22 protein-coding genes are annotated in these 24,870 nt (G+C 74.1%); 9 read left to right on the top strand and 13 right to left on the bottom strand.

Annotated features, from left to right (window positions below):
* Nucleotides 1-141: 141 nt before the first annotated feature.
* Together ACIPYS_RS26770 and ACIPYS_RS26765 are read left to right on the top strand one after the other, a co-directional pair.
* Complete coding sequence (locus ACIPYS_RS26770) at nt 142-1,377, top strand: condensation domain-containing protein (protein ID WP_400750461.1); 1,236 nt, start codon at nt 142-144, stop codon at nt 1,375-1,377.
* Nucleotides 1,364-2,125 carry a serine/threonine protein kinase gene (locus ACIPYS_RS26765; RefSeq protein ID WP_400750458.1) on the top strand — a complete coding sequence of 254 codons (762 nt, stop codon included), beginning with the start codon at nt 1,364-1,366 and terminating at the stop codon, nt 2,123-2,125. The genes ACIPYS_RS26770 and ACIPYS_RS26765 overlap by 14 nt, the downstream gene beginning before the upstream one ends.
* A 25-nt stretch (nt 2,126-2,150) precedes the next feature.
* Here the strand turns inward: ACIPYS_RS26765 and ACIPYS_RS26760 are convergent, their stop codons facing one another.
* Entirely contained in the window at nt 2,151-3,935 is a 1,785-nt protein-coding gene (locus tag ACIPYS_RS26760) for a non-ribosomal peptide synthetase (protein ID WP_400750455.1), read from the bottom strand.
* Nucleotides 3,936-4,247: 312 nt separating this feature from the next.
* On the opposite strand from ACIPYS_RS26760, the gene ACIPYS_RS26755 reads away from it, so the two are divergent.
* Nucleotides 4,248-5,903 carry a condensation domain-containing protein gene (locus ACIPYS_RS26755; protein WP_400750452.1) on the top strand — a complete coding sequence of 552 codons (1,656 nt, stop codon included), beginning with the start codon at nt 4,248-4,250 and terminating at the stop codon, nt 5,901-5,903.
* Between the two features lie 63 nt (nt 5,904-5,966).
* Here the strand turns inward: ACIPYS_RS26755 and ACIPYS_RS26750 are convergent, their stop codons facing one another.
* On the bottom strand, nt 5,967-6,962 hold the full coding sequence (locus ACIPYS_RS26750) for an aldo/keto reductase (RefSeq protein WP_400750449.1): 996 nt from the start codon (nt 6,960-6,962) through the stop codon (nt 5,967-5,969).
* Nucleotides 6,963-7,428: 466 nt separating this feature from the next.
* Here ACIPYS_RS26750 and ACIPYS_RS26745 point away from each other — a divergent pair, with 466 nt between their 5' ends.
* The 3 genes from ACIPYS_RS26745 to ACIPYS_RS26735 all read left to right on the top strand — a co-directional run bounded on the left by ACIPYS_RS26745 (nt 7,429) and on the right by ACIPYS_RS26735 (nt 10,375).
* Nucleotides 7,429-7,722, top strand: a complete 294-nt coding sequence (locus tag ACIPYS_RS26745; protein WP_400750447.1) for a DUF1330 domain-containing protein — start codon at nt 7,429-7,431, stop codon at nt 7,720-7,722.
* A 575-nt stretch (nt 7,723-8,297) separates the two neighbouring features.
* Nucleotides 8,298-9,152, top strand: coding sequence for a hypothetical protein (locus tag ACIPYS_RS26740; protein WP_400750476.1), 855 nt, complete (start codon nt 8,298-8,300; stop codon nt 9,150-9,152).
* Nucleotides 9,153-9,283: 131 nt separating this feature from the next.
* Complete coding sequence (locus tag ACIPYS_RS26735) at nt 9,284-10,375, top strand: barstar family protein (RefSeq protein ID WP_400750444.1); 1,092 nt, start codon at nt 9,284-9,286, stop codon at nt 10,373-10,375.
* A gap of 88 nt (nt 10,376-10,463) precedes the next feature.
* On the opposite strand, the gene ACIPYS_RS26730 is transcribed toward ACIPYS_RS26735, so the two are convergent.
* Nucleotides 10,464-11,870 carry an alpha/beta hydrolase gene (locus ACIPYS_RS26730; RefSeq protein WP_400750441.1) on the bottom strand — a complete coding sequence of 469 codons (1,407 nt, stop codon included), beginning with the start codon at nt 11,868-11,870 and terminating at the stop codon, nt 10,464-10,466.
* A gap of 157 nt (nt 11,871-12,027) precedes the next feature.
* Nucleotides 12,028-12,576: an Imm21 family immunity protein gene (locus ACIPYS_RS26725; protein ID WP_400750438.1), complete on the bottom strand. Its 549-nt coding sequence runs from the start codon at nt 12,574-12,576 to the stop codon at nt 12,028-12,030.
* Nucleotides 12,577-12,765: 189 nt separating this feature from the next.
* On the opposite strand from ACIPYS_RS26725, the gene ACIPYS_RS26720 reads away from it, so the two are divergent.
* Nucleotides 12,766-13,458 (top strand): hypothetical protein, encoded by a 693-nt coding sequence (locus ACIPYS_RS26720; RefSeq protein ID WP_093864155.1) that lies wholly within the window; start codon nt 12,766-12,768, stop codon nt 13,456-13,458.
* 59 nt (nt 13,459-13,517) lie between these two features.
* On the opposite strand, the gene ACIPYS_RS26715 is transcribed toward ACIPYS_RS26720, so the two are convergent.
* The 3 genes from ACIPYS_RS26715 to ACIPYS_RS26705 form a co-directional block, all read right to left on the bottom strand.
* Nucleotides 13,518-13,952 (bottom strand): YdeI/OmpD-associated family protein, encoded by a 435-nt coding sequence (locus ACIPYS_RS26715; RefSeq protein WP_400750434.1) that lies wholly within the window; start codon nt 13,950-13,952, stop codon nt 13,518-13,520.
* A gap of 232 nt (nt 13,953-14,184) precedes the next feature.
* Entirely contained in the window at nt 14,185-15,063 is an 879-nt protein-coding gene (locus ACIPYS_RS26710; RefSeq protein ID WP_400750432.1) for a DUF4344 domain-containing metallopeptidase, read from the bottom strand.
* Nucleotides 15,064-15,287: 224 nt separating this feature from the next.
* Nucleotides 15,288-16,229 carry a helix-turn-helix domain-containing protein gene (locus ACIPYS_RS26705; protein WP_400750429.1) on the bottom strand — a complete coding sequence of 314 codons (942 nt, stop codon included), beginning with the start codon at nt 16,227-16,229 and terminating at the stop codon, nt 15,288-15,290.
* Nucleotides 16,230-16,342: 113 nt separating this feature from the next.
* On the opposite strand from ACIPYS_RS26705, the gene ACIPYS_RS26700 reads away from it, so the two are divergent.
* Together ACIPYS_RS26700 and ACIPYS_RS26695 are read left to right on the top strand one after the other, a co-directional pair.
* On the top strand, nt 16,343-17,809 hold the full coding sequence (locus ACIPYS_RS26700) for an amidohydrolase family protein (RefSeq protein WP_400750426.1): 1,467 nt from the start codon (nt 16,343-16,345) through the stop codon (nt 17,807-17,809).
* A 194-nt stretch (nt 17,810-18,003) separates the two neighbouring features.
* Nucleotides 18,004-18,375 carry a low affinity iron permease family protein gene (locus ACIPYS_RS26695; RefSeq protein ID WP_400750423.1) on the top strand — a complete coding sequence of 124 codons (372 nt, stop codon included), beginning with the start codon at nt 18,004-18,006 and terminating at the stop codon, nt 18,373-18,375.
* A 90-nt stretch (nt 18,376-18,465) separates the two neighbouring features.
* Here ACIPYS_RS26695 and ACIPYS_RS26690 read toward each other — a convergent pair whose 3' ends face one another.
* The 6 genes from ACIPYS_RS26690 to ACIPYS_RS26665 form a co-directional block, all read right to left on the bottom strand.
* Nucleotides 18,466-18,687, bottom strand: a complete 222-nt coding sequence (locus tag ACIPYS_RS26690; protein ID WP_400750420.1) for a hypothetical protein — start codon at nt 18,685-18,687, stop codon at nt 18,466-18,468.
* Nucleotides 18,688-18,992: 305 nt separating this feature from the next.
* Nucleotides 18,993-19,874 (bottom strand): ribonuclease BN, encoded by an 882-nt coding sequence (locus ACIPYS_RS26685; protein WP_400750418.1) that lies wholly within the window; start codon nt 19,872-19,874, stop codon nt 18,993-18,995.
* Between the two features lie 123 nt (nt 19,875-19,997).
* A complete protein-coding gene (locus ACIPYS_RS26680; RefSeq protein ID WP_093864160.1) occupies nt 19,998-20,468 on the bottom strand; it encodes an ATP-binding protein in 471 nt (156 codons plus the stop codon).
* Nucleotides 20,469-20,578: 110 nt separating this feature from the next.
* Nucleotides 20,579-20,974, bottom strand: a complete 396-nt coding sequence (locus tag ACIPYS_RS26675) for an STAS domain-containing protein (RefSeq protein WP_093864161.1) — start codon at nt 20,972-20,974, stop codon at nt 20,579-20,581.
* A 109-nt stretch (nt 20,975-21,083) separates the two neighbouring features.
* The gene (locus ACIPYS_RS26670) at nt 21,084-22,052 is read right to left on the bottom strand and encodes an RNA polymerase sigma factor SigF (protein WP_400750413.1); all 969 of its coding nucleotides are present in this window, start codon (nt 22,050-22,052) and stop codon (nt 21,084-21,086) included.
* Nucleotides 22,053-22,178: 126 nt separating this feature from the next.
* Nucleotides 22,179-24,782: a SpoIIE family protein phosphatase gene (locus ACIPYS_RS26665; protein ID WP_400750410.1), complete on the bottom strand. Its 2,604-nt coding sequence runs from the start codon at nt 24,780-24,782 to the stop codon at nt 22,179-22,181.
* Nucleotides 24,783-24,870 lie beyond the last annotated feature (88 nt).

The raw sequence follows: 24,870 nt of genomic DNA, 5'->3' as shown, positions 1-24,870 counted from the left end.
GCTGGGGCGGGGGGGGGGGGGGGTGCCGGTGGGGGGGGGGGGGGGGGGGGGCGGGGGGGGCGGCCCCCCCCCCCCCCGCCCCCCGCGCGGCTGGTCGACAGGGACTCGGCTGTGGGACGACGACACCATGGAGGCAGAGCTGTGCACCGGAGCATCACCAGGACCTACCTCAAGCACTACGCGAACGTCCACCGGCGAGCCGCCGGGCTGATGCCGCTGACCGGCGCGCAGCGGAGGTTCCACCACACCAGGTCCGCCGATCCGCACGAGCGGGTCAGGATCCTGCCGGTCTTCCTGGAGTTCCCGCCCGGCCTGCTGGAGGCCGCCCGACTGGAGCGGGCCGTCCGGTCGGTCCTGCGGCGGCATCCGGCCCTGCGCGGGTCGGCGGACACGGTCGACGGAGTGCCGGTGCTGCGGATCGGTCCGGTCCCCGAGGGGCCGCTCGTGCGGGAGACCGCGGCCCCGGACGCCGACACCGCCGCGTGGGCGGCGCTGGACGACCGGACCGCCGGGCACGGACCGGTCCGGGTGGTCCTGGCCAGGGACGAGGGGCGGGACCTGCTCGCGATCGGGTTCGACCACCTGGTCTGCGACGGCGAGTCCACCGGCCTGGTGCTGGACGGGCTGATGTCCGCCTACCGGAGCGGGGAGGAGGTGCCGGAGTCCGCGGTGGACGCCGAGCTCTCCCGCTACCGGGAGGCGGTGGAGCGGCAGTTGGAGCGCGAGCACGAGGCCAGCGGGCCGGAGGCGCTGGCGCACTGGACCGGCCGGCTGAGCGACGCCGGGCCCGGCCGGTGGGGCACGGGGCCGGTTGAACGCGGCGGGCAGGCCACGGCCTGGCGACGCGTCGCACTGCCGGGACCGGCCACCGACCGGCCGTTCCCCGCACTGCTGGCCGCCTGCCACACCGCGCTGGCCCGGACACCGGGCACCGCGCCGGTCGCCTACACCTGGGGGAGCCCCGAGGGGGCGGGAGTGGTCGGCTGTTTCATCAACACGGTGCTGGCCAACCCGCAGGGCGAGGACGTCCGGGAGAGCTGGTGGGAGGACCTCGAATTCGTCGACACCCCGTTCGACGAGGTCGTTCGCGCCGCCAGGGCGAGCCGCGCGCCGTGGACCGGCCACCTCGACCTCGTGCTGACCCTGATCGACCTCACCCGCCGCCCGGCACCGGTGCTGGACGGCGAGCCCGGCCGGTTCAGGTACCCGCCGGGCCGCCGGACGGAGGACCCGGTGATCGTCACCGCCGTCCACGAAGGGACCGGGCTGTCCCTGCGCGTCGACCACGACCCCCTGATCGTGCCCGGCGCCGATGCGACCGCGATCGCCGACGCGCTCGGCGCGTCCTTCACGGACACCGGCCGTGTCGCGGGCTGAGCCCGCCGCCCGCTCGGTGCTGATCAGCCTCGACGGGCGGTCACCGGCGCTGGAACTGCCCGAGGGGGACAGCGTGCGGTTCGGGTGGCGGGCCGGGGAGATCACCGTCGGCACCGACCGGGCGCTGACCGCGGGCCGGATCGACGCGTTCGGCGACTACTGGCTGATGTCGAACTGCGGCGCGGCGGGCACCTATTGCGTGGAGAACCTGGAGGGGGCGGGGGAGTACGTGAAGGTGCGGGCCGGCCGGGCCCGGGTGCCGATCCCCTTCGAGCTGAGCCGGGTGACGCTGACCGTGGGGGCCGGGAGCAACAGCTTCACCGTCTTCGCCCCGGAACACGGGGCCACCGTCCAGCCGGACGGCGGCGCGCTCCCGTTGCTGCTCGACGAGCAGAGCCGGTACTTCCAGGTACTGGTCTGCCTGTGCGAACCGCGGCTGCGGGACTGCGGCGCGGCGGCGGTGCCGACACCGGCGCAGGTCTCGGCCCGGCTGTCCGCCGCCGGCGTGCCGCTCGGGCGCTCGGCGGTCAACTACCACATCGACTACCTGGTGAAGAAGCTCGGGAGCGCGCCCCCGCGCGGGATGACCCGGGCGTGGAAGCGGGACACGGTGGTGACGCTGGCGCTGAAGTTCGACCTGGTGCGCCCGGAGCATCTCCGCCTCATTCCCGGGCGGGCGCCGGGACGGGGTGCTCGTCGTTCCGGGGAAGGCGGCGGGCCGGCCGACCGTACGGTGCTCCAGGTCTGACGGTGCGGCCTCCGACCGCGCCTGCTCACCGGCCCCCGGCGGCGACGATCCGCGTGACCTCCGCGGTGAACTCACCCAGGGTGGTCCGCTCGAACATGATCCGCGGGGGTACCCGGTGACCGAGCTCCTTGCGGATCCGGCCGACCGCCTGGACCGCGAGCAGTGAGTGCCCGCCGCGTTCGAAGAAGTCGTCCTCCTCCCGCAGTTCGATCCCGCCGAGGAGTTGCGACCACACGCGGCGGACCACCTCCCGCACGGGGTCGCCGTCCCCGGAGGGTGCCGGGCTGTCCGTGCCGCGTGCGGTGCCGTCCGTGCCCTCCACCGTCTTCGTGACGCGCGCGGCGCGCAGGACGCGCAGGGCCGCGAGATCGACCTTCCCCCGCTCGGTCACCGGCAGCCGGTCCACGAACACGATCGCGTTCGGGACCATGTGGCCCGGCAGCCGGCCCCGCAGGTGCGCGTGGATCCCGTCCGCCGAGCGCCGGTCCGGCGCGGCCACCACGAACCCGGCGAGCGCGTGACCCTCGGGCAGGACCGCGCAGTCCCGGACATCGGGATGCGCGCGCAGGGCGGACACCACCTCCCCGATCTCGACCCGGTGTCCGTTGACCTGGACCTGGTCGTCGTTCCGGCCGAGGAACTCCAGCGCGCCCGTGGGCACCGTCCGGACCCGGTCACCGGACCGGAAGACCCGCCCGCGGCCCGGCAGCCGGACGAAACGCCGCTCCGTGAGCGCGGCATCGCCGAGGTAGCCGCGCGCCACACAGGCACCGCCGATCAGCAGCTCCCCGTCCGGCGACACGTGCAGCTCCGCCCCGGTGACGCCCCGGCCGATCGGCACGTCCGGCCCGGTGTCGGCCTCGGCGTCGAACTCGTGGTAACTGACCGCCACGGCCGCCTCGGTAGGACCGTAGCGGTTGAACAGCCGTACCCCGGACAGCAGTTCGACGATCCGGCGGGCCACCGGGGTCGGCAGCCGGTCCCCGCCGCTGATCAGGTACCGCAGGCCGGTGGCCTTCCGGAACTCCGGTTCGTCGAGCAGCAACGACAGCATCGCCGGGGGGAGCCGGACCGCGGTGATCCGGTGCTCGACGAGCGCGGTGGCGATGGCCGGCGGGTCCTGATGATCGCCCTCGGCGAGCGAGACCACCGTGGCGCCCGCGGCGAGCGGCCAGAAGAAGTCGGTGAGCGAGGCGTCGAAGGTGTAGGGCGTCACCTGCAGCACCCGGTCGCCGACTCCGAGCGGCAACTGCTCGGCGAGCCATCGCAGGTGCGGGGCGAGGTTGCGGTGCTCGACCACCACACCTTTGGGAGCGCCGGACGACCCGGAGGTGTAGAGGACGTAGGCGGGGTCGCCCGGGGCGGCGACGGTCGTCGGTCCGACCTCCCGTGCCCCGTTCTCGTCCCGGTGCCGGTGCCGGTCATGGTCGTCGTTCACGCCGAGCGTGCGGAGGCTGCTGTCCCCGAACCGGGCCGCGGTCGCGTCGTGCACCAGCACCGCGGCCGGTGCGCAGTCCGTGAGGATCCGCGCCAGCCGCGGAGCCGGTTCCTGCAGGCCGAGCGGTACGAACGCCGCACCCGCGCGCAGGACACCGAGTACGGCGACCGCCATGTCGGCCCCGCGCTCCAGGAACAGCGCGACCCGAGTGCCGGGTCCGGCTCCCGCGTCGACCAGACGCCTCGCGAGCCGGCCGGACCGCTCGGCCAACTCCCGCCCGCTCAGCGGCTGTCCGGCACGGTCGAGCCACGCCGTGGCTGTCGGCGGCGCGCCGTCGAGAACCCGGGCGTGCAACAGGTCGTGGTCCGACATCCTCGTCCCCCCGCGGTCGGGTCGCTCACAGAGGTTCGATCCGATCACGGCTCCGGGGCCGCGTCATCCTGTCGAACGTCAGGGGTGGTCGACTGCCGGCCAGGTATCGTTCAGCCGCTGTCGCGCCCCGGTCGGGGCGGTAGCCTGGCCGAAGGACGGGCAGCCGCCCCGCGCGACCGCATCGGCCCGCACCGCGGCCGGGATTCCCGTACGGGCCGCGTGCGGCGGAGGACCGGTCGCCGGACTCGCCGGTGAACGGACGGATCACCCGCACAGGTCTCTCACACCGCGAGACGAGGGGACGCCACACCCATGGACTCCGTGCCGAACACTCCGCCCGGCCAACTGCGGCGGATGGCCGCCGTGTGGGAACAGGTGCTGAAGAAGGGCGGGATCGGGCCCGATGACTCGTTCTTCACGCTGGGAGGGCAGTCTGTGATGGCCGGTGCCCTGGTGCGCGCGGCAGGGGAGCGGTTCGGGGTGCGGATCCCGGTCCGGACGCTGTTCGAGCACTCCCGGCTGGGCGAGTTCACCGACCACGTGGTGGGCCTGGCACTGCCCACGGCGCCGTCCCCGGACGCCGTCCCCACGGATGCTGTCCCCACGGACGCCCTCTCGACGGACAGTGTCCCCCCGAACACCGTCTCCACGGACGTTCCGCTGGAGATGACCGCGTTCCAACGACGGATCTGGCTGGCCGAACAGATCGATCCCGGCGTCCGCAACCACGTGCCGCTCGCCTGGTCGGTGGCGGGCCGGCTGGACCCCGACCGGCTGCGCGTCGCACTCGGACGGCTGGTGGCCGAGCACGAGATCCTGCGCACCCGGTTCGTCGAGGAGGACGGCGGGTGGTCCGTGCGGCTGCGCGAACCCTGGCAACCGCCGCTGGAACTGCTCGACCTCGGTGAAGCCCCGGACGACACCGCCGACCACGGCTCCGACGACACCTGCGACATCCCCGACGGCGTGACGGAATGGCTGGAAGCCGCCCTGCGCCGGCCGTTCGACCTGGAGTCCGGACAACTGCTGCGCGCCGCCCTGGGCGAGTCCGGCGACGGCCGGCAGGTACTGCTGCTCTGCGTGCACCACATGGTGATCGACGGGGAGTCGATACCCGTCCTGCTCGCCGAACTCGACCGCTGCTGCGCGACCCCGGACCGGCCGCGACCGGTCGTCCAGTACCGCGAATTCGCCGCCCATCAACGGGAACAACGGGACAGCGCCGCCTGGCACACCGACCTGGCGTACTGGGAGTCCGCGCTGAAGGGCGCGTCCGCGGACACGCCACTGCCCGCGCCGGACCGGCCCGAGCCGAACGGAGCGTTCCGGCTGCCCCTGCCCGCGGGGCTGCTGGGCACGCTGCGCGCGGTGCAGTCCGAGCAGGGCGTCAGCTGGTTCATGGTGGCCGCCACCGCGCTGGCGGTGTCCCTGCACCGGTGGACCGGCCTCGACGACGTCACCTTCGGATCCCCGACGGCGAACCGCGACCACCACCGGTTCGCCGGACTGTTCGGCCCGAGCCTGAACACCGCGGTGCTGCGCTCCGGCGTGACGGCGGACAGCACCGTGCTGGACGTGCTGCTGCGGATGCGCGGCGAGGCGCTGGGCGCGCTGGAGCACCAGGCCGTCGAGTTCGACGACGTGCTCCATCACCTGAAGCCCGCCCGCCGGTTCGGGCACACCCCGTATGTGAACGTCACGCTGAACATGAACCTGCTGGACGACCATGTCGCGGTCGTGGACGGGGCGCGGCTGACACCGCTACTGATCGACGAACTGCGCAGCGACTACGCCAAGTTCGGCCTGACGGTGACCATGGTGCAACTGGCGGGCCGGTTGATCGGCCTGGCGTCCCACCGCGGGGACCAGCTCGGCGCCGACGCCGTCCGGGACGTGACCGACCGGTTCGCGGATCTGCTGGCCAGGCTCCCCGAGGCCCTGGACGAACCGGTCCTGCCGCGGCACTGAGCCGACGCGGCGACGGGGGCGGACGGCATCACCCGCGCCACCCGCCCCCGCCACGACGACCGCTCAGTGCTGGCCGGGCAGTTCCGTGATGGGGTGCCCGGAGACCTCGTGCGGCTGGTACGGCTCCTCCAGGAAATCGATCTCGTCGGCGTCGAGTTCCACGTCCAGCGAGTCGATGGCGTCCTGGAGATGGCTCATCCTCGTGGCGCCGACGATGGGGGAGGTGACCGCCGGCTTGGCGAGCAGCCACGCCAGTGCGAGCTGAGCCATCGGAAGTCCACGTTTCGCGGCCAATTGGCCGAGCCGGTCGACGATCTCGCGATCGTTGTCCCGGTAGAGGATTTTGCCGAATTCGTCGGTCTCGCTCCGGACACTGACACTGTCCCATTTCCGGGCGAGCCGGCCCCTGGCCAGCGGACTCCAGGGAATGACGCCGACCCCCTGGTCCTCGCAGAGCGGCAGCATTTCCCGCTCCTCCTCGCGGTAGATCAGGTTGTAGTGGTTCTGCATGGTACTGAAACGCGTCCAGCCGTTTCGCTCGGCGGTGTACTGGGCTTTGGCGAACTGCCAGGCCCACATCGAGGACGCGCCGATGTGCAGCGCCTTTCCCGCCTTCACCACGTCGTGCAGGGCCTCCATCGTGACCTCGATCGGCGTCACCGGGTCCCAACGGTGGATCTGGTAGAGGTCGACGTGGTCGGTGCCGAGCCTGCGCAGACTGTTGTCGATCTCGGTCATGATCGCCTTGCGGGACAGCCCCACCCCGTTCGGCCCGGGCCGGGTCCGGCCGTTGACCTTGCTCGTCAGCACGATCTCGTCACGGCGGCCGTACTCGCGCAGAATCTGACCGACGATCCGCTCGCTGCTCCCGGCGGAGTAGACGTTCGCGGTGTCCACGAAGTTCACCCCGGATTCCAGGGCGTGCAGCATCATGGGCCGGGCGTGTTCGAGGTCCAGGGTCCAGCCGTGGACGCCCTTGCCGGGTGTTCCGAAACTCAGGGCCCCCAGGCAGATCCGCGACACGTCCATACCGGTAGAGCCCAGCTTGACGTACTTCAAGATGTTCCTCCTACGACGGGATCAGTGGCGGAACGAACAACACTTCATGGTGGCAAGGCCGAAGACTGCCCCGCAAGAGTCCGGCCGACGATGGCCGACAATCCCACCGCATTTCCCGCGGAGCCGTCCGGAAGCGCGAAACCGCTCCGCCCCGTTTCCCTTCGTTCCCTCCCATCCCTTCACAATGAATTCGGGATATCGCCATGGGAAGGTGGCGCTGCCGCGTGTGCCTCCGTGCGCCTCCGTGCGCGTTCGAGTGCCGGCGTCAGGCGCCGAGCACGTCCAGGCACGGGCGCCCGGCACGCTCCGGATCGGCATCGTCGCCGAAGCCTGCTGCCCCGCCCCCGCCACCGCTTGACGGCCCGGGCCGCGGCTCGACCACGCCGGCCCGCCCGCCACGGCCTGCGGCCGCTGTCCACGCTCGCCCCCTACCTTGGACGCACATGTCCCCACACCGGAGGTTTCCATGCCCAAGGGCTACTGGGTCAGCGTCTACCCCGTCATTTCCGACCTCGAGGAGCTGACCGCCTACAACGAGCTGGCCGGCGCGGCCGTCCGGGCCGGGGGCGGGCGCGTCCTGTCCCGCGGTGCTCGCGTGGTCGCCCACGAGGCCGGAATCGCCCACCGTGTCGTTCTGATCGAGTTCGACAGCTTCGAACAGGCCGCCGCGACCTACGAGAGCGAGGCGTACCGGAAAGCACTGGCGGCCCTCCCCGACGGCTTCGAGCGCGACTTCCGCATCGTCGAGGGCGTCGACTGACCGCGGCCGGGACCGCTGAGTGCGCTGCTCGCTCCGCTGCGCACCGCAGGGCGGAAACTTCTTGGATTCGTGGCTCCGCGGCCGCCCGGAACGGCGCCTCCAGGGGTCTGCGGGGGGTCGCGGCCGCCCTGCCGGGGCAGCCCGAACCCGATCGGACCGGCCGCTCCGGACGGCCCGCCAGACGTCCGTCCACGGCCTCGCCCCAACGGCCCTGACCTGGTGTTCTCCTGGAAATCTCCTAGGCTGGGGGAGCACTGTGCGACACCTCGGAGGGGGCATCATGAGCGAGGAACAGAATCCGTACGACGCCGGCGTGATCGTCGTTCTGGAGGGCCTGGAGGCCGTTCGGAAGCGGCCCGGGATGTACATCGGATCGGTCGGTGAACGCGGGCTGCACCACCTGGTGTTCGAGGCCGCCGAGTCTGCACTGAACGAGATTCTCGGCGGCACCGCCGGCCGGGTCGGGATCACCCTCACCGGCGACGGCGGCGTCCGTGTCGCGGACGACGGCGGGGGGCCACCCGGTCCGGGACGCGGGCCGCGGCGGCGGCCGGGCGTTGGAGGACCGCTTGACGGTGCTCGGCGGCGGCGTGCCGCGCGACGGCCGGCGTTCGCTCTCGGGCGGATTCCCCGGAGTGGGACTGGTGGTCGTCAACGCACTGTCGAGCCGCCTGACGGCGGAGACACGGCGCGACGGCACCCGCCGGACGCTGGAGTACGCGCGGGGTGTGCGGGTCGCGGCGCCCGACCGCACCGGCCCGGCCGACGGCAGCGGGACGGTGATCACCTTCTGGCCCGATGCCGAGATCTTCGAGACGCTGACGTTCTCGTTCGACACACTGGCCGACCACTTCCGCGAACTGGCCTTCCTGAACCGCGACTTCGACATCACCCTGACCGACGACCGCGACCCCGGGGCACCCAGGACCGACCGCTTCCGCTTCCCGGGCGGAGCAAGGGACTGGATCGCGCAGCGCAGCACCGCGCCCCACCCGGACGTGCTCGGCTTCGAGCGCGAGTGCGCCGGGATGGAGGGGACCGTCGAGGTCGCCCTGTGCTGGGGCGACTCCGGTGACGAGCGGGTCGCCTGCTACGCCAACAGCAGGCCCACCCCCGGCGGCACCCACGAACTCGGCTTCCGCGACGGCCTGGCGGCCGCGCTCACCGCCTGGGCCCGGGAGCAGCAGCGACTCACCCCCGCCGACCCCGACCTCGGCCCCACCCGGCTCGGCGCGGGCCTGACGGCCGTCGTGTCGGTCAAGCTCGACCACCCCGAGTTCGAGGGGGCCGTCCGCGACCGCCTCGGCAACGCGCCCGTCCGTACCTGCGTCGCCGAGGCCGTCCAGGAGCACCTGACCACCTGGCTCCGCGCCGACCCGGTCCGGGCGGCGGCCGTCCTCGCCCGTATCCCGGTGACCAGCCGCGACTGACAACGGCAGGTGGGACCGCTGGAGCCCGGGCCGGAGTCGACTCCGGCCCGGGCTCCCGGTTGCTGCGCCCGTCGTCGTGCGCCCCCGCGGTCGCCCCGGGAACTAGGTCGCCGAGGGGCCGGTGACAGGGCATGATGCGCACCGTGCAGACGGCAGAGCAACATCGGGCGCGGTTCACGCTGGTCGGGAGCGGCGGGGGTCCTCCCTGGGGCACCTGTACCGAAGCGGACGGTTTGTTCGGCCGGCCGCAGTACAGGACGTACGAGCTGTTCGGCTGGGCCCCGGAGGACAGTGGGCCGCGCGGCTGGGCCGGCCGCCGCGTGTGGTTGGTGCCGGACGACGAGGTGCTCGATCCCTGGCTGCTGGAGGACGCCCGGACACTCGACCACGACCTGGGCCCGGGTGGCCTGCTGGTCAGCGGGCTGGACGACCGCGAGGGCCCGCCCGAGGGCCACCGGGGCCGCGTCCGCCTCCACGACGGGCGCCGATGGCTGGGGGCCTGCCACGAGTTCACCCGGGTCCTGCCGGCCCGGCAGCCGACGGTCCCGCTGGTGCTCAGAGGGCTTGCGCCGGGCGGAGGGCTCCGCGCGCGCCTCGCCCGGGGCACGCGATCCGCACGGGACCTGGAGTACGCCGTCCTGGAGATCCGGGACGACCGGGGAGAGCTGCTCACCGACCTGTCGATGAGGGCCAGGATCGCCGCTTGGCAGCCGTCCTGCCGCGGGACGGGTCTGATCGACCTGGAACTCGACGGGGGCCTCGGCGCACCCGTCCCCGCCCACGCCCGGCCCGTCTGGGAACGGTGGTTCGCCGGACCGCCGGACGCTCCCGGGGCATGGGCCCGCCTCGACACCTGCCGTCGTGACGTCTGGCTCGGCCTCGCCCGGGACCGGGCCTGCCGACGCACCCACCGCGATCGGTCGGCCGGTCGTACCTACGAACTCGACGGCCGCCACATCACCGACCGGCCCGGCCTCTTCCTGGCCCTCGGCGAGGCGGTGAACGGACCGGGCGGGTACTTCGGCGGGTGCCTGGACGGTCTCGTCGACTGCCTGCGCGGGAACTACGGTTGCACTGCTCCCGCGACCCTGATCTGGCGGGATGCCGACATTGCCCGTACACACCTGTCCCACACCCTCGGAGCCGACGGCCGGAGCCGCGACCTGTTCGCCGCCGTCCTCGGCGTCCTCGCCGAGGCCGGCGTCCAGGTCACGCTCCGGTAGCGCCGGTCCGCCCGGCGCACCTACGGATCCGGCCGCCGGATCCCGCCACCTGACGCGGCCGGTGGGTGGCGTCCCCCGGCGGTTCCGGTTACCGCAGCAGGAAGTCGTGGACGGCCTGTCGGCCGGCCGGGTTCTCGGCCCGGTTCTGGACCGAGTGCGCCGCGCCCGGGACGATCACGATCTGTGGACGGTGCGTCAGTTCGGCCTGCTCGTAGAGCAATTCGTACGGCGTGGAGAGGTCCCGGTCGCCGCCGAGCAGCAGGACCGGCACGTCCGGCAGGCGCTGGTGCTGCGGCGGCGCCGGCGGCACCTGCTGGCGCGGCCAGTGCAGGCAGACCAGCATGCTGCCGAGCCCGGTGGCGGTCGCGGCGTCGTACGGCCAGGTCTGCTCGGCCGTCAGCCGTCGCCGGGTGTGTTCCAGTGCCGCCGGGCGGCCCGCGACGGGGGTGTCGGTGGTGCCCCAGGGGAAGCGGGAATCGGCGCACAGGGCTGCGGCGTGCAGTCCCTGGCTGAGTTCCCCGGCCGGGGCGGTATCGACCTGCTGGTGGACGAACTCGAAGAACTCCTGGAGCTTTTCGGGTCGCCCGGCGGCGGCCTCGTGCAGGATCTCCGGGACCCCGCCGTAGTCCGGGTCGACGAACTCGTAGCCGGTGAGGGCTCCGAGGAGCCGTGCCCCGTTGTCGTAGCGCCGGACGGTGGCGGCGAGGTCGGCGGCCGGGTCGGTGGTGCAGCCGGTGGCCCGGCAGGCGGCCCGCAGTACCCGGGCGGTGGCGGGCAGTGCGGCCAGGTCGAGCGGGTCGAAGCCCTGCTGCGGCACCACCGAGTCGAGCACCAGCCTCGCCACCCGCGCCGGGTGCGCGAGCGCGTACCGTTCGGCGACGAAGCTGCCGTAGGAGACACCGTCCAGGGTCAGGCGCCTGGCGCCGAGGGCGCGGCGGAGCAGGTCGATGTCGGCGACGGTGTCCGCCGTGCTGTAGTGGCGGGCGTCCGGGCCGAGGGCGGCGGCGCAGTCGGCGACGGACTGCCGGCGCGGGACGGCGAGGTCGGAGGACCCCATGTCCTCCTGGAGGCCCGGGCACTGCAGCGCTCCCTGGCCGGTGCCGCGCTGGTCGAACATCACCAGACGGTAGTCCTCGAGGACGGGTTCCAGCCTGGCCGCCATCCGCTCGATCATCGGGACGCCGGGTTGGCCGGGGCCGCCGGTGAGGAACAGCAGGTCGCCCCTGGGTGCCGCGCTGTTGCCGGTCACGGCCACCCGGAGGCCGAGGGTGCCGGGCATGGCGCCGCTGTGGTCGAACGGGACGGTGAGGGTCCCGCAGAGGAACCGGGGGGCCTGTGGGCAGGGTGCCTGCCCGGTGATCCCGCCCCCGCCCGCACCGCCGCCGGGCAGCGCGGCCGCGGCGGCCAACCCGGCCGAAGGCGCGGTCAGCGTGCTCCCGGCGACCACTGCCACGGCGCCCAACAGGGCGGCGACGCGCCCCCGGATGCTCGTCATGCTCGTCCTTCCGGCTTCCGATCGTGCCGGACCCGTGCTGACCCGGCGACGGAAGCAGCCTGCCCCCGCGGACGCGCCGACGGCCCCCGACCGGCGCACGACGCGACCGGGAACCGCCCACCGGAACCCGAACGGCCGCAGGAACCGGACACCACCGTCAAGGAGTCGTTGTCGAGCGGCCGCCGGCCGCCGGGAGGAGTTGGACGACACCGACCCAGGGGGAGTCGCCGGTCCTCTGGAACGCGCGGACTCTCCACCGCCCTGCGGACAGCGGAACGGTGGCCTGGTCCGGCCGGCCCCTGCCGTCGGGGTAGGGGACGTCGAGGTCCTTGCCGGCCTCGGCCGCGTCCATGAGGACCGCCGGACCGTCCGTCTCCCAGATACCGCACTCCTCCCACGCCGTCGCCGGGTCACTCAGCGCGGCCTCGGCGGCGGCGATCGGTTCGGCGTCGGAGTCGGCGGCGAGCCGGTGCACGAAAGCCCTCGGTCCGGGCAGGAAGCAGGTGCCGGCCGGCTCGTCGCCCAGCACCAGTGCGCAGGCGCTGTCGTGGCCGCGCAGGCCGATCACCCCGGCGAGGTCGTCGACCTCGCAGGCCCGGTCGTAGTCGTCGGGTCGGCTGCCGTCGCCGACGATCCTGCCGTCCTCGGTGCTCCCGCTCCAGTACCGCAGCGCGGACACCGGGACGACGACCAGTGGACCACCCATGGATGGCACCCAGGCAGGCCCGGGGGCTGCGAGGACGGCATGTCGTTCGGTACTCATGCACGCAGCGTGCCACCGACCAGTGACAAGCAAGGAACGCGGGCGGGTTCGGCCGGGGCGGCGGGTAACGGCCGGGACCGGGCCCGGCCGGGAGGGCGGGCGCTGTGTTACGTTCCGGGACAAGGGGGCGACATGGACGGGACGTCGGGGGCAGCACGCGAGGAACTCGACCGGCTGGGCCGGTCGCTGCGTGACCAGATGGTCGTACTGATCACCGGACTGACCGTCCGTGTGCACCTGCGCCGGTTGTCCGTCGGCGAGCCGAAGGTCGCCGACGAGAGGGATCCGTCGCGCTACCACTGTTCGGCGATGTACCAGGGTGATCGTCCGGCGAGGAGCACCGCTGCCGGGACGGCCTCCCGTGCGGTCGATCTGCTTCGCGCGGCGGGCTGGGAGGTCGCGGTGTCGGAGGAGGACGACGACGGGCGGCTGTGGACGGTGGTCGCCGCCCACCGGGACGGCAGCACCGTCCGGGTCCTGACGAGCGACGACACACCCGCCGTGGTGTTCCGGGGGTGGACACCGGCTCTGGTGCTGCGCCCGTCGCAGCCGGCCGGGAGCCCGGAGCCGGAGCCGGAGCGGACGCCGGGGACCGTCACACCCGGCTATGTGCTGTGTTACGAGTGCGACGGCCTGGGGCGCTGCCCGGGGTGCGGCGGCCGAGGCTGGGTTCCGCGCACGTCCGACGGGTCCGACCGCAGGAAGCGGTGCGGGGAATGCGCCACGAGGAGGGTCTGCCCGATCTGCCGGGGGGCTGGCCAGTTGGCGGTCCACGATCTGTCGACGTACCAGCGCGGCTACTACCCGGACCTGGCGCAGGACTGACCGAGGCCGTGCGGACAGCCCCGGGCCGGGCCGGAGTGGTGTCGGCCCGGCCCGGCGGATCACCCGCGCAGCGAGGCGACGGCCTGCTCGATGCGCCGCTGCCGCGTCTCCGGCTTCTTCGCGCTCTCGACGGCGCGCACGTGCTCGCGCTTCCGGTTGAACGAGAGGCGGTCGTACGCGGCGCGCGCGGCCGGGTCGGCGTCCAGGGCCCGGGCGAAGTCCGCGGGTTCGTCGACGACGCGGGGTTCGGTGTCGAGCTGGACGTCGACCTCGACCTCCTCGCCGATCTCGACCTCGGCGGCCTGCCGGTTGGCATTGCTGAGGCCGAGCAGGTGGCGCCCGCGCAGGATGGCGACGCGGCTCCGCCAGGAATGCCCGTTGACGGTGATCGTCACCGGCGGCCGCGCGCCGCCGCCGAGTGCCGCCACCACCTCGGGCGGGACCTCCAGTCCCCGCATGGGCTCGGGCGGTTCGACGAGGGTGCGGAACTTCACGGGGTGCTCCTTGACGGTCGGTCGGTGCGGTCGGCGCGGCCGGTGTCGGCCACGGACCACAGCTTCTCGCGTCCGCCGCGGGGACACATCCGTAGTGACCACGGAGAGCACTGCGGAGACCACCACGGAACCGGTCACGGAGGCCGACCGTCACCGGGCGGGCCCGGTCCCGCGTCCCAGGCCCCGTGTTCCAGGTCCCGCGTCCCAGGCCCCGTGTTTCAGGCCCCGTGTTCTAGGTCTTGAGATAAGGCTTCAGGGTCGGGCTCCAGGACTTCTCCATCTGCCGGAACTCGCCCGGGCACCGGTCCGCCCGGTCTTGCGGCAGGACGCCGTCGGGGTTGCGCTCGGTCTGGACGACCGGGGCGTACCGGTCGGGGTCCGAGCCGTAGAGCCAGCACACCCAGTTGAAGTAGCGCTGGGCATTCAGCGAGTGCTCGTCCGCGTAGGCCTTCAGCGGCTCCTCACCCTTCGCGGCCGCGTCCGCCAGCGCGGCGTAGGCCGTGATGGTGCTCAGCGCGTATCCGACGTGGCGCTCGTCGCCGGAGGCGAGCAGCAGGGCGGACAGCTGGTCCGCCGCGTCCTCCTCCTTGCCCACGACCGGCAGGTCGTACAGGCTCACCAGCGCGTGGCCGAGTTCGTGGAGGACTGCCTCGTTGGTCACGCCGACGAGGTCCTGGTCGAGCTGCGCCGAGCGTTCCTGGGCGGTTCCCTCGGTCTGCTGCTCGGCGAGCAGGGGCGCGAGCGCCTCGAGGTACTCGTAGCAGAAGGTGATGTCCCGGGCCTGCGGGTCCCAGAACGCGTTGGCCTCCCCGCAACTGGCGGCGTGCAGCGGGATGTCCCGGGGCAGCACGACCCGTTCCGAGGCGTAGGCCGCGATGTCCTCGAGGACCGCGTTCTGCGAGAGGAAGGCCTGCATGTTCTCGTCGTCGGGTGTCAGACCCGCCTCGTAGGAGGGGACGAGCACACCCTCCTCGGCGGGCTCCACGACCCGCTCGACCGGTGCGCGCGCCCCGGTCGTGGCCCCGGCCCCGACCGGAGTCCCGAACAGCCCCACCAGCGCGAACGGCACCGCCGCCGCCCACCGTAACCGGCCCCCGCTCCTCCAGCTCACGACGACCACCTCGCCGGCTCGATCCACCGCTCCCCTTCAGCATGCGCCCACCCCCGTACCGCCTGCATCCGCTGCGGAGGGGGCGCCGGCGGCGGGGCGGGGCGACTCCGCCGGACCGGCTTCCCGCCGGAGGCCCATGTCCGGGGCCCCATGTCCGGGGCCACCTTCGGAGCGCGTCACGAGGCGGGCCCGTCACGAGGCCCGTCGGGGCCCGTCGGGGGCCGTCAGGGAGTGAGCGCGCGGAGCAGCAGCAGGCCCTCGGCGGAGGGGCTCCCCGGTGCGGCCTGGTAGACCACGAGCTGCTGGTCCGGGGCGCTGTTGACCGTCAGCGTCTCGTAGTGCAGGTCGAGGTCGCCGATCCGGGGATGGTGCAGCAGCTTGCTCCCGCCGGTCTTTCCGTGCACCTCGTGTCGGGCCCACAGCCGGCCGAACTCCGGGCTCTTCAAGGAGAGTTCGCCGACGAGTTCGATGAGGCGGCGGTCCTCGCGGTCACGGCCCGCGGCGGAGCGCAGGGCGGCGACGGCGTCGTGGGCGGCCCGGTCCCAGTCGCGGTGGAAGGTGCGGGCGGCCGGGTCGAGGAAGGTCATCCGGACCAGGTTGTCCACCGGGGCGAAGGCCGTGTACAGCGCGGCCGCCGGCGGGTTGAGGGCGAGGACGTCGAGGGCCGGCCCGACGACCAGGGCGGGGGTGTCCAGGCTGTCCAGGAGGTGCCGCAGCGCGGGCGAGGGCCGCCCGGGGGCCCGGTGGCGCGGCCGGTGGGCCGGGCGCGGGGCGGCGAGCCGGAGCAGGTGCGCGGCGGCGTGCTCGTCCAGGCGGAGGGCCCGGGCCACCGCGTTCAGCAACTGGGCGGAGGGGGTGCGTTCGCGGCCCTGTTCCAGCCGGGTGTAGTAGTCGGTGCTCACCCCGGCCAGCACGGCGACCTCTTCGCGGCGCAGTCCGGGTACGCGCCGGTGGCCGACGCGGGGGATGCCGACCCGGTCCGGCGTGAGGTGTTCCCGGCGGGCCCGCAGGTACTCGCCGAGGGGGTTGTCGTGCTGCCCGGCCCGCCCCGCACCCTGCGCGCCGCCGTCCCGGGGCCGGTCGTTCCGGGGCCGGTCGTCCCGGGGGCCGCCGTCCCGCCGTCCGTCGGGGTGTTCGAGCGGCTGCGCTGGTCCGTCGGTGTGCATGCGGTCGAGGCTACGGGGCGGCCGGGGCGGTGCGAAGCCCTGAGCGGGGGTGGGCCGCACCCAGGAACACTGCGGCCTGGAGGCGGCGGCGACCCGCTGCCAGCGTGGAGGGCATGAGCAATGACCTGCACCGTCCCACCGACACCGCCCGGCCCGCCCTGCTCGACCTGTTGCGCCGCACCGACCGCGACCCCGGGCGGCGCATCCTGTTCACCGGTGCCACCGTCGTCACCATGGACCCCGCCCTCGGCACCCTGGCCACGGGTGACCTGCTGGTGGCCGGCAGCACGGTCGCCGCCGTCGGCCCCGACCTGCGGACCCGCGGCGACGCCGCGGACACGGTGGTGGTCGACGCCACCGGCACGATCCTGGTCCCCGGGTTCGTCGACACCCACCGCCACGCCTGGCAGGGCCAGCTGCGCCGGACCGTCCCCGACGTCGACGACCTGGCGGGCTACGTGGGCACCACGCTGGCCCGGTACGCGCCCGTCTACCGCCCCGAGGACATGTACGTGGGGACCAGACTCGCCGCCCTCGGTGCCGTGGACGCGGGCATCACCACGATGCTCGACTTCTCGCACAACTCCCGGACGGCCGCCCACTCCGACGCGGCCGTGCAGGCGCTGCTGGACACCGGGATCCGCGGGATCCACGCGGCGATGGGGCCGCACTTCGGGGACTGGGACCGGCAGTGGCCGGCCGACCTGGGCCGACTGGCCGACCGCTTCGGCGGCGGGCTGGTGACCTTCCGGCTGGCGGCCCTCGCGACGGCGGAGATCGCCGGACCCGACCTGGCCTTCGGGCCCGGGCTGGCCCGGGTCGCCGCCGAACTGGGCATCGGCGTCAGCGTGGACGCGGTGTTCGGCGAGGCCTCCTCGGCGGCTGTGCTCGACTGGGAGCGCGAGGGCCTGCTCGGCGAACGGCTGACCCTGATCCACGCCACCGGGCTGACCGGTGAGGCGTGGCGGGCGATCGGGGCGAGCGGCACCCGGGTGTCGCTCGCCCCGACCTCCGAGGCCCAGATCGGACTGGAGGACGCCGTCCCGGCGGTGGACGAGGCACTGGCGGCGGGCGTCCGGCCCGGCCTGAGCATCGACGTCGAAGTGGCGCTTGCGAGTGACATGTTCACCCAGATGAGGGCGCTGCACGCGATCCAGCGGATGCGCGCCGTCCATGCCGTCCACGGTGCCCGGGCGGTGGGCGCCGTCCCGGCCGTACCTGCGGCGGGCGGGCCGCCGGAGCGCATCACCACCGCCGACGTCCTGGACTTCGCCACCCGCCAGGGCGCCGCCACCGTCGGTCTCGGTGCGACGACCGGCACGCTCACCCCGGGCAAGCAGGCCGATCTGCTGATGATCACCGCCGACGAGATCAACAACCTCCCCCTGAACGATCCGATCGGCACCGTCGTCCTCGGCGCGGACGCGCGCAACATCGACACGGTTCTGATCGCGGGACGCGTCCGGAAGTGGGCCGGGCGCCTGCTGGACGTCGACCTCCCGGCCCTCCGGGCGGAGGCCGCGGCCTCCCGCGACCACGTCCATCGGGCGGCGGCGGGCGGCGGGCGACAGCCTCGGTGACTGTCCGCGCGTGAACGGGGCACCCGCTGCTGGGACGGACCGGGAGCCGTCGTGGCGGTGGCCGGAGCCGTCCGCACGCCCCCGGAACGTGCGCGGCGGGCCACTCGCGGCTCGCGGATCGGCCGACCGCGGCCCCGTCGCCCGCAACAGTGGGACGTCGTGCCGGGCGGGCGCGGACGGAGAGGAGCGACGCCATGACATTCCAGCACCCGGCGCGCAAGGGACCCGACGGCGAGCGCGGGCGGTTCGAGCGGTTGGCCGAACTGGCGTCGAACTTCACCGGTTCCCCGGTGTTCGCGGTGTTCTGCGTGGGCCTGGTGACCTTGTTCGTCGCGGTGCACCTGGCGGGGTTGTCGGCCGAGTGGCAGATCCTGGTGGGCGACTCGATGGCGGCGGTGGCCCTGTTGCTGCTGGCGATGCTGAAGAACGCCGAACGGCGGGCGGAGCACGCGATCCAGCGCAAGCTGGACGCGATCGCGCGGGCGCTGCTCGAACAGCAGGAGGGCGAGTGCGGTCAGGCGCACGAGGACCTGAAGGCGGCTGTCCGGATGGAGGAGCGGCTCTGACCGCCCGTGCTCCCTGCCTCCGCCGATCGCGCGTGCTCCCTGCCTCAGCCCTGACTCCGCCCCGCCCCCGCCCCGCCCCGGGACACCTGCTCAGTCCGGGGGCTCGGCGAGGCCGTGCCGGGCGCGGTCCGACCGGCCGCCGTCGGGGTCCGGGTCGGGCTCCGGGGCCGGCGGCTCCGGCGGGACGGGCCGGCCGGGCGGGGGCGGCGGGTCGGGTGTCACGGGCGGCCTGCCCGGCTCCGGCGGCGCCGGCGGGACGGGCGTGGGCATCGGGACGAGGTCGGGGTCCGGCGGGACGGGGACGGTGCCCATGGGCGCGGATCTCCTGTCGGTCGGTGACGGGGGGACGGGCGACGGGTACGGGTTCAGGCCCGGTCGACCCGGAGCGGTCGACGGCGCGGCGCGGGTGGTCGGTCCGGGATCTTCCATGCTCCCCGGATATCCCCGATCCGGAGATGCAAACCGGTTGATCCCTGGGCAATGGACCCGAAACCCACCATCGTCGAAACCCGGAGTCGCCGAAACCCACGAATCGCCGAAACCCACGAATCACCGAAACGGGCAATCGCCGAAACCGGCAGTCGCCGAAACCCGTGACCGCCGACCGGTACCGCGCGTCAGCCGGGCCGACGGTGCCGCGGTGACGTCGGCCCGGCCCCCTCGACGGGGCTCCCCGGTGCGCCGGCGGTCGGTGCGCCGTCCGGGCGCTCGCCGGCGGCGGGCCGTTGCAGCGCCCGGCCGACCACGCTCCCGCCGTAGACGGTGAACCCGACCCCGATCAGCCATGCCTGCACGACCAGGACCGTGCCGACGGTGCCGTAGGAGACGGCGTTGGACACCAGCAGCGGCGCGAAGACCAGCCGGGAGAACAGCCGCAGCCCGGCCAGGGCCGCCATCGTGGTGACCGCCCCGGGCAGCAGACTGCGCCACGGCGCCCGGGGACCGAGCAGCAGGCGCGGCAGCCACCAGAACAGCAGGACGCCGCCGATCACGGTGGTGGCGATGCGCAGGGCGGGCTGCGCGTCGGTGCCGTGCCCGGGCACGCCGCTCCAGGCCGCGAGTACCAGGTAGGCGGTCACGGCGGCCAGGGCCACGGCCTGCCGCCACACGCCGTGCCACGGCCCCGCCGGAAGACCCCAGATCCGCTCGTAGGCGGACTGCATCGCGCCGGTGAGGGAGACGCCGAACACGGCCAGCGCGGCGAGGCCGAGACCGGTGGTGGTGCTGAGGATCTGCCCGCGCGAGCCGAACAGCGCGCCGACGGACCGGCTGCCTCGGGCCGTGAGCCCGAGACCGTCGGTGATCCACTGGGCGATGCCGTCGCCCCGGGCGGGGGAGGCCGCCGCGATCACCATGAGCAGCGGGACCAGGGTGACGAAGAAGAGGGCCGCGAAGGCCAGCGAGCGCTGCATCAGCTCGATCTCGCGGCCCTGCCGCCACACGCGTCGGCCTGCCGCCGCCAGCCGGTGCCCGGCCGCGGGTACGGCGGTGCTCGTCACAGTGCCACCTCCGTCGGGGGTCGTCCGCGCGTCTGCCCGGCCGCGGCAAGGGCATGCCCGGATCAGTGGACCGGGATCGGCAGGACGAGCTCGTGGTGGTGGCCGAGGAACGGAACCGCGGGGTCAGAGCCGTACGGCCAGGGGCCCCGCGTCGATCTCGGCCCAGACGCTCTTGCCCCGCTCGTGCGGCACCGCGCCCCACCGGTCGGAAGCCTGCTGCACGATGTACAGGCCGTGCCCGCCGGGCAGGCCGGGCACGTGCGGGCGACGCGGTGCGGGCAGGGCCGGGGACGTGTCGCTGACCTCGATCCGCAGCCGCGCGGGGGAGAGGTCGAGGACGAGTTCGAGCGGGCCGTCGGTGTGGAGCACGGCGTTCGCGGTGAGCTCGGCGACCAGCAGCACGACGTCACCGGCGTCGGGCCACGCCCAGTCGGTGAGCGCGGCGAGGGTGAACTCCCTGGCCCGCGCGACGGGTTTGGGCTGCCCTGCGAAGGGCATCCGGCGGCGCTGGTGCCCGCCGGCCGGCAGTACCGACCCGACGGACCCGACCGTGTCGGTGCGCTTCTCGTCCAGGGTCTCCCGGCGAGTGTTCATGAACGGGTGCCCCTTCGGTTCGGCGCTCTTCGCCGGTCTGCTTCCCGCCCGGCTCCGGTTCATGCACGGGTGCCCCGGACGTGCCAACGCCACCCGGCCGTCACGCGCGTTCACCGGGGTACGGCGAGCGCGTCACCGACCGTCGGGTGGAGCTGGAACACCGTGTCGGCACCGGTGAGTTCCAGCAGCCGCAGCACGGTGGGGGAGGCGGCCGCGAGGCGCAGCTCGGCGCCCGCCGCGGTGGCGCTCATTCTGGCCTTGAGCAGCAGGTTGAGGCCCGAGGAGTCGCAGAAGCCGACCTGTCCGAGGTCGACCACGAGGATCCGCGGACCGGTCCGGAGCGCCTCGTCGAGGGCCTGCTCGGCCGGGGGGAGGGTCTCGATGTCGAGGTCGCCCACGAGGACGCACACGGCGGTACGGTCGTCGACCGGTTGCGGCCGGGCGGTGGTACCGGTCGCGGTGGCGGCCGCCCCCTGGGCGGCCGCTGGGTCGTTCTGGGTTGGCATGGTCGTCCCCTCCACGGATCTCCTCACGACCTTACGCGTACGGGCGGTCAGGCCGAAACGGCGGCCGCCGGGCACGGGTGGTGTCCGGCGGCCGGGTGCTGCGGCCCGCTCAGCCGCCGTCGAGGCCGCGGCGCAGCTGCTGGAGCGTGCGGCTGAGCAGGCGTGACACGTGCATCTGGGACAGGCCGAGCTGTGCGCCGATCTGGGACTGCGTCATGTCCTGGGTGAACCGCATGGACAGGATCAGGCGATCGCGTTCGGGCAGCGCGGCCACCAGCGGTTCGAGGGACACCAGGTCCTCGACCAGGTCGAGCCGTCGGTCGTGCTCGCCGAGGCGGTCCGCGAGCGGGCCGGTGCCCTCGTCGTCGCGGCCGCCGACCAGGTCGATGGAGTCGGTGCTGTGCGCGTTGGCGGCGGTGAGGCCCTCGACGACCTCCTCCTGCGACAGCGACAGGTGCTCGGCGAGTTCGGCGACGGTCGGGGCCCGGTCGAGGCGCTGGGAGAGCTTCTCCTGGGCCCTGGCGAGGGTGATGCGCAGTTCCTGCAGCCGCCGCGGCACGTGGACGGCCCAGGTGGTGTCGCGGAAGTGGCGGCGTATCTCGCCCAGGATGGTGGGGACGGCGAAGGTGGTGAACTCCACGCCGTGGTCGGGGTCGAAGCGGTCGATCGCCTTGATCAGGCCGACCGAGCCGACCTGGAGCAGGTCGTCCGTGCTCTCGCGGTGCGAGCCGAAGCGGCGGATCACGAACCGGACCAGCGAGAGGTTCACCTCGACCAGGGTGGAGCGCACGTAGGAGTACTCGCGGGTGCCCTCCTCCAGGGTCGCGAGCCGCGCCAGGAGCACCCGGGTGAGTTCCCGGGCGTCGGCCGGTGCGACCTCCCGGGGGTCCTCGACGTCGGCCAGCTCCGGGAGGGCCGGCCGCGTCGGGGCGGGTACGGCGGCGGTCCCCGGCCCGGGTACGGGGGTGGCCGTCCGTCCGTGCGCGGCGGCGGCCCCCCGCCCGGGTGCGGCGGCAAGTGCCGGGCCGGTCAGGTGCTCGGGCGTGGCAAGGAGGATGTCGTCACTGGTCGTGGCCATGCCGGTCCTTTCCCTCGGTGGTGCGGTCCGTCCCCCCGCTACCCGCTCCTGCGGAGGGCATGCCTGGTTCCCATGTGAATGCTTCGTGAAGGAACGGTTGGGATTGTGCGGGTCGACCCCGGAAGCTCACTCCTCCGGCGCGCCGGTCGCCCGGTCGACCGCGATGCCGACCAGACAGGTGTCGTCGTCGGTGTCCGCGCTGCTGTAGCGCAGCAGGTGGTCCAGGTGGCTCGCCAGCGAGTCGGGGGTGCCGTCCTCGGCATGGGACGTCTTCTCGCTCAGCGACATCAGGCTGTCCAGCGAGGCCTGGACGGACTCGTCGCGGCGTTCGATGAGACCGTCGGTGAACATCACCAGCGTGTCGCCGGCCTCGAGGTCGAGGTGCGACTCCTCGTAGTCGGCGTGGTCGAGCGCGCCGAGCAGGATCCCGCCCGGCTGCGGCAGCGCCCGGGCCCGGCCCGCGCGCAGCAGCACCGGCGGCAGGTGACCGGCCCGGGCCCAGCGCAGCCGCCGCGTCCCGGGGTGGTACAGCGCGCAGACGGCGGTGGCCGTCACGTTGTCGGTGAGGTGGTGGGTGACGCTGTTGAGCCAGGTCAGCAACTGGGCCGGACCGGCGCCGGTGGCGGCCAGGCCGCGCAGGGCGTTGCGCAGGGCGACCATGCCGGTCGCGGCCTCGATGCCGTGCCCGGCGACGTCGCCGACGCACAGCAGGATCTCGCCGGACGGCAGGGCGAGCGTGTCGTACCAGTCCCCGCCGACCAGGTGGTCCTTCTCCGCGGGCCGGTAGCGCACGGCGACCTGGAGGTCGTGCAGGGTGAGCGGTCCGCGGGCGGGCGGCATGATGGCGTGCTGCAGCTGGAGGGCGAGGCGGCTGCGTTCGGCGGCCTGCTGCTCGCTGTGCGCCAGCTGGTCGCGGGTGGCGGCGAGGGCGACCTCGGTCCAGTGCTGCGCGGAGACGTCCTGGTAGGCGCCGCGCACGGTGGTGAGCGCCGCGTTCTCGTCGTGCACCGGCTCGGCGACGACGCGGATGTGGCGGGCCACGCCGTCGGAGCGCTGGAGCCGGAAGGCGGTGGCGGCCGGCCGCCGGTGGTGCAGCAGGGTGCGCAGGAACCGGCCGATCGCCGGGCGGTCGTCGGGATGCGCGTGCTCGGCGAGCCGGTCCAGGGCGATCGGCCGGGCGCTGGGAGGCAGGCCGTGCAGCTCGAACAGGGTCTCGTTCCAGGCGATCTGGCCGGTCTGGACGTTCTCCTCGAAGCCGCCGATCCGTCCCAGGCGCTGCGCGTGCTGGAGGAGCCGGGCCACCCTCGGCGTGCCGTCGTCGAGCCGCCAGATCACCACGATGTGCCGGCCGTGCCGGCTGATGCTGACCTGGGCCCGGGCGAGCAGCGGGATGCCGTCGACGGTGGCGGCCAGGCGCATGTCCGTGGCGCGGAACGGCTCGCCGGTCGCGAAGACGTGCTCGACCTTCTCGGCCAGGCCCCCGGCCTCGGCGGCCAGCGGATAGGCCTCCAGCAGGCGCGCGCCGGCGACCGCGCTGTTCGGCCGGCCGGCGAAGTCGACGAACGCGGGGTTGACGTGCCGGACCGCGAACTCCAGGGGCAGTTCGGCGCGGCCGGGTGCGAGCCGGAGGATCAGGCAGGGGTCGAGGACGCCGTCGGTGAGCCGCTGGAGGTCGTCGAACTCGTGGTCGGTGCGCTTGGAACCGGCGGAATCGGTCCAGGTCTCCAGGGTGGTGGCGCAGAGTTCCGCCAGCGCCTCGAACTGGCGCTGGAGCGACTGGGACCGCGGAGGCAGGTCGGCGGGCCAGCAGATCTCCAGCACGCCGATCAGCCGTCCGCCGGTCCCGGCGGGAACCGCGATGCGCCCGCCGGTGTACTCGTGCTGGCCGATGGTCGGCAGTGCCGCGTGCACGAGGGTGGGGTGGACGACCGTTTCCCGTTCGTCGAGCGCCCGCCGGGCCGGGGTGGACACGCCGGGCGGGACGTAGCGCCAGCGGCGGGCCTCGGCCTCGCCGAAGCCCGCGCTGCCTTCCAGGGTCAGCGACTGGTCGGGGTGGGCGGCCCAGATCGCGACGGCGACGGCGCCCAGCGGGCGCAGCGCGGTCGCGAGCATCGAGCGGGCCACCGACTCGCTGTCACCGGCGGCCAGGCTGTGCGCCTCGGCGGCGCGCAGGCGCACCGCGGCCTCCTCGGAACGGCCCACCGACGGACGCTCCGCCGAGGAACCCTCCGCCGAGGAAGGGTCCCCGGAGGTACGGCCCCCGGAGGCACGCTCCCCGGAGCCGCGGTCCACGGAGGAGGTGACGAACTCGCGCGCGATGGCGGAGATCCGGTCGGCCGCGACCTCGTTGACCAGTTCGGCGGCGAGCTCCAGCACGGGCACACCGGCCTGTTCGGCGAGCGCGGTGAGCTGGCCGGCCGCCTCCGTCGGGCCGCACCGCAGCCGTTCGACCAGGACGCCGGCGGCCATCTCCACCAGGGAGCGGCCGGCGGCGTCGGCCCGGGCCCGGGCGAGCTCCGCGCGGAGGTTCTCCACCGTGGCGGCGAGGCGGGTGACGGCGGTGACGGCAGCGGCGGCCGGGCGGGCGTCGGCGGGCCCGGCGTCCGCGTGGTCGCGCTGCGGTCCGACCGTGGGGGTTCCGGCGCGGGGCAAGGGCCCCGCCCCGGGGGCCCCGCGGTCCGCGGGCGGGTCGTGGGGCCGGCGCGCCCCCGGGGCGTGAAATTGCCGCATCCCCGGGTCGTCGGGTTGCTGCGCTCCCGGATCGTGGGGCCGGCCCGCGGACGGGTCGTGGGGTTGCTGCACGGGCGGGTCGTGGGGT

Origin of the sequence: Kitasatospora sp. NPDC089913 (assembly GCF_044748625.1) — a bacterium.
Taxonomy (GTDB): Bacteria; Actinomycetota; Actinomycetes; order Streptomycetales; family Streptomycetaceae; genus Kitasatospora.
The sequence above is the reverse complement of the archived record's forward strand: the minus strand, read 5'-3'. Positions and strand labels throughout refer to the sequence as shown.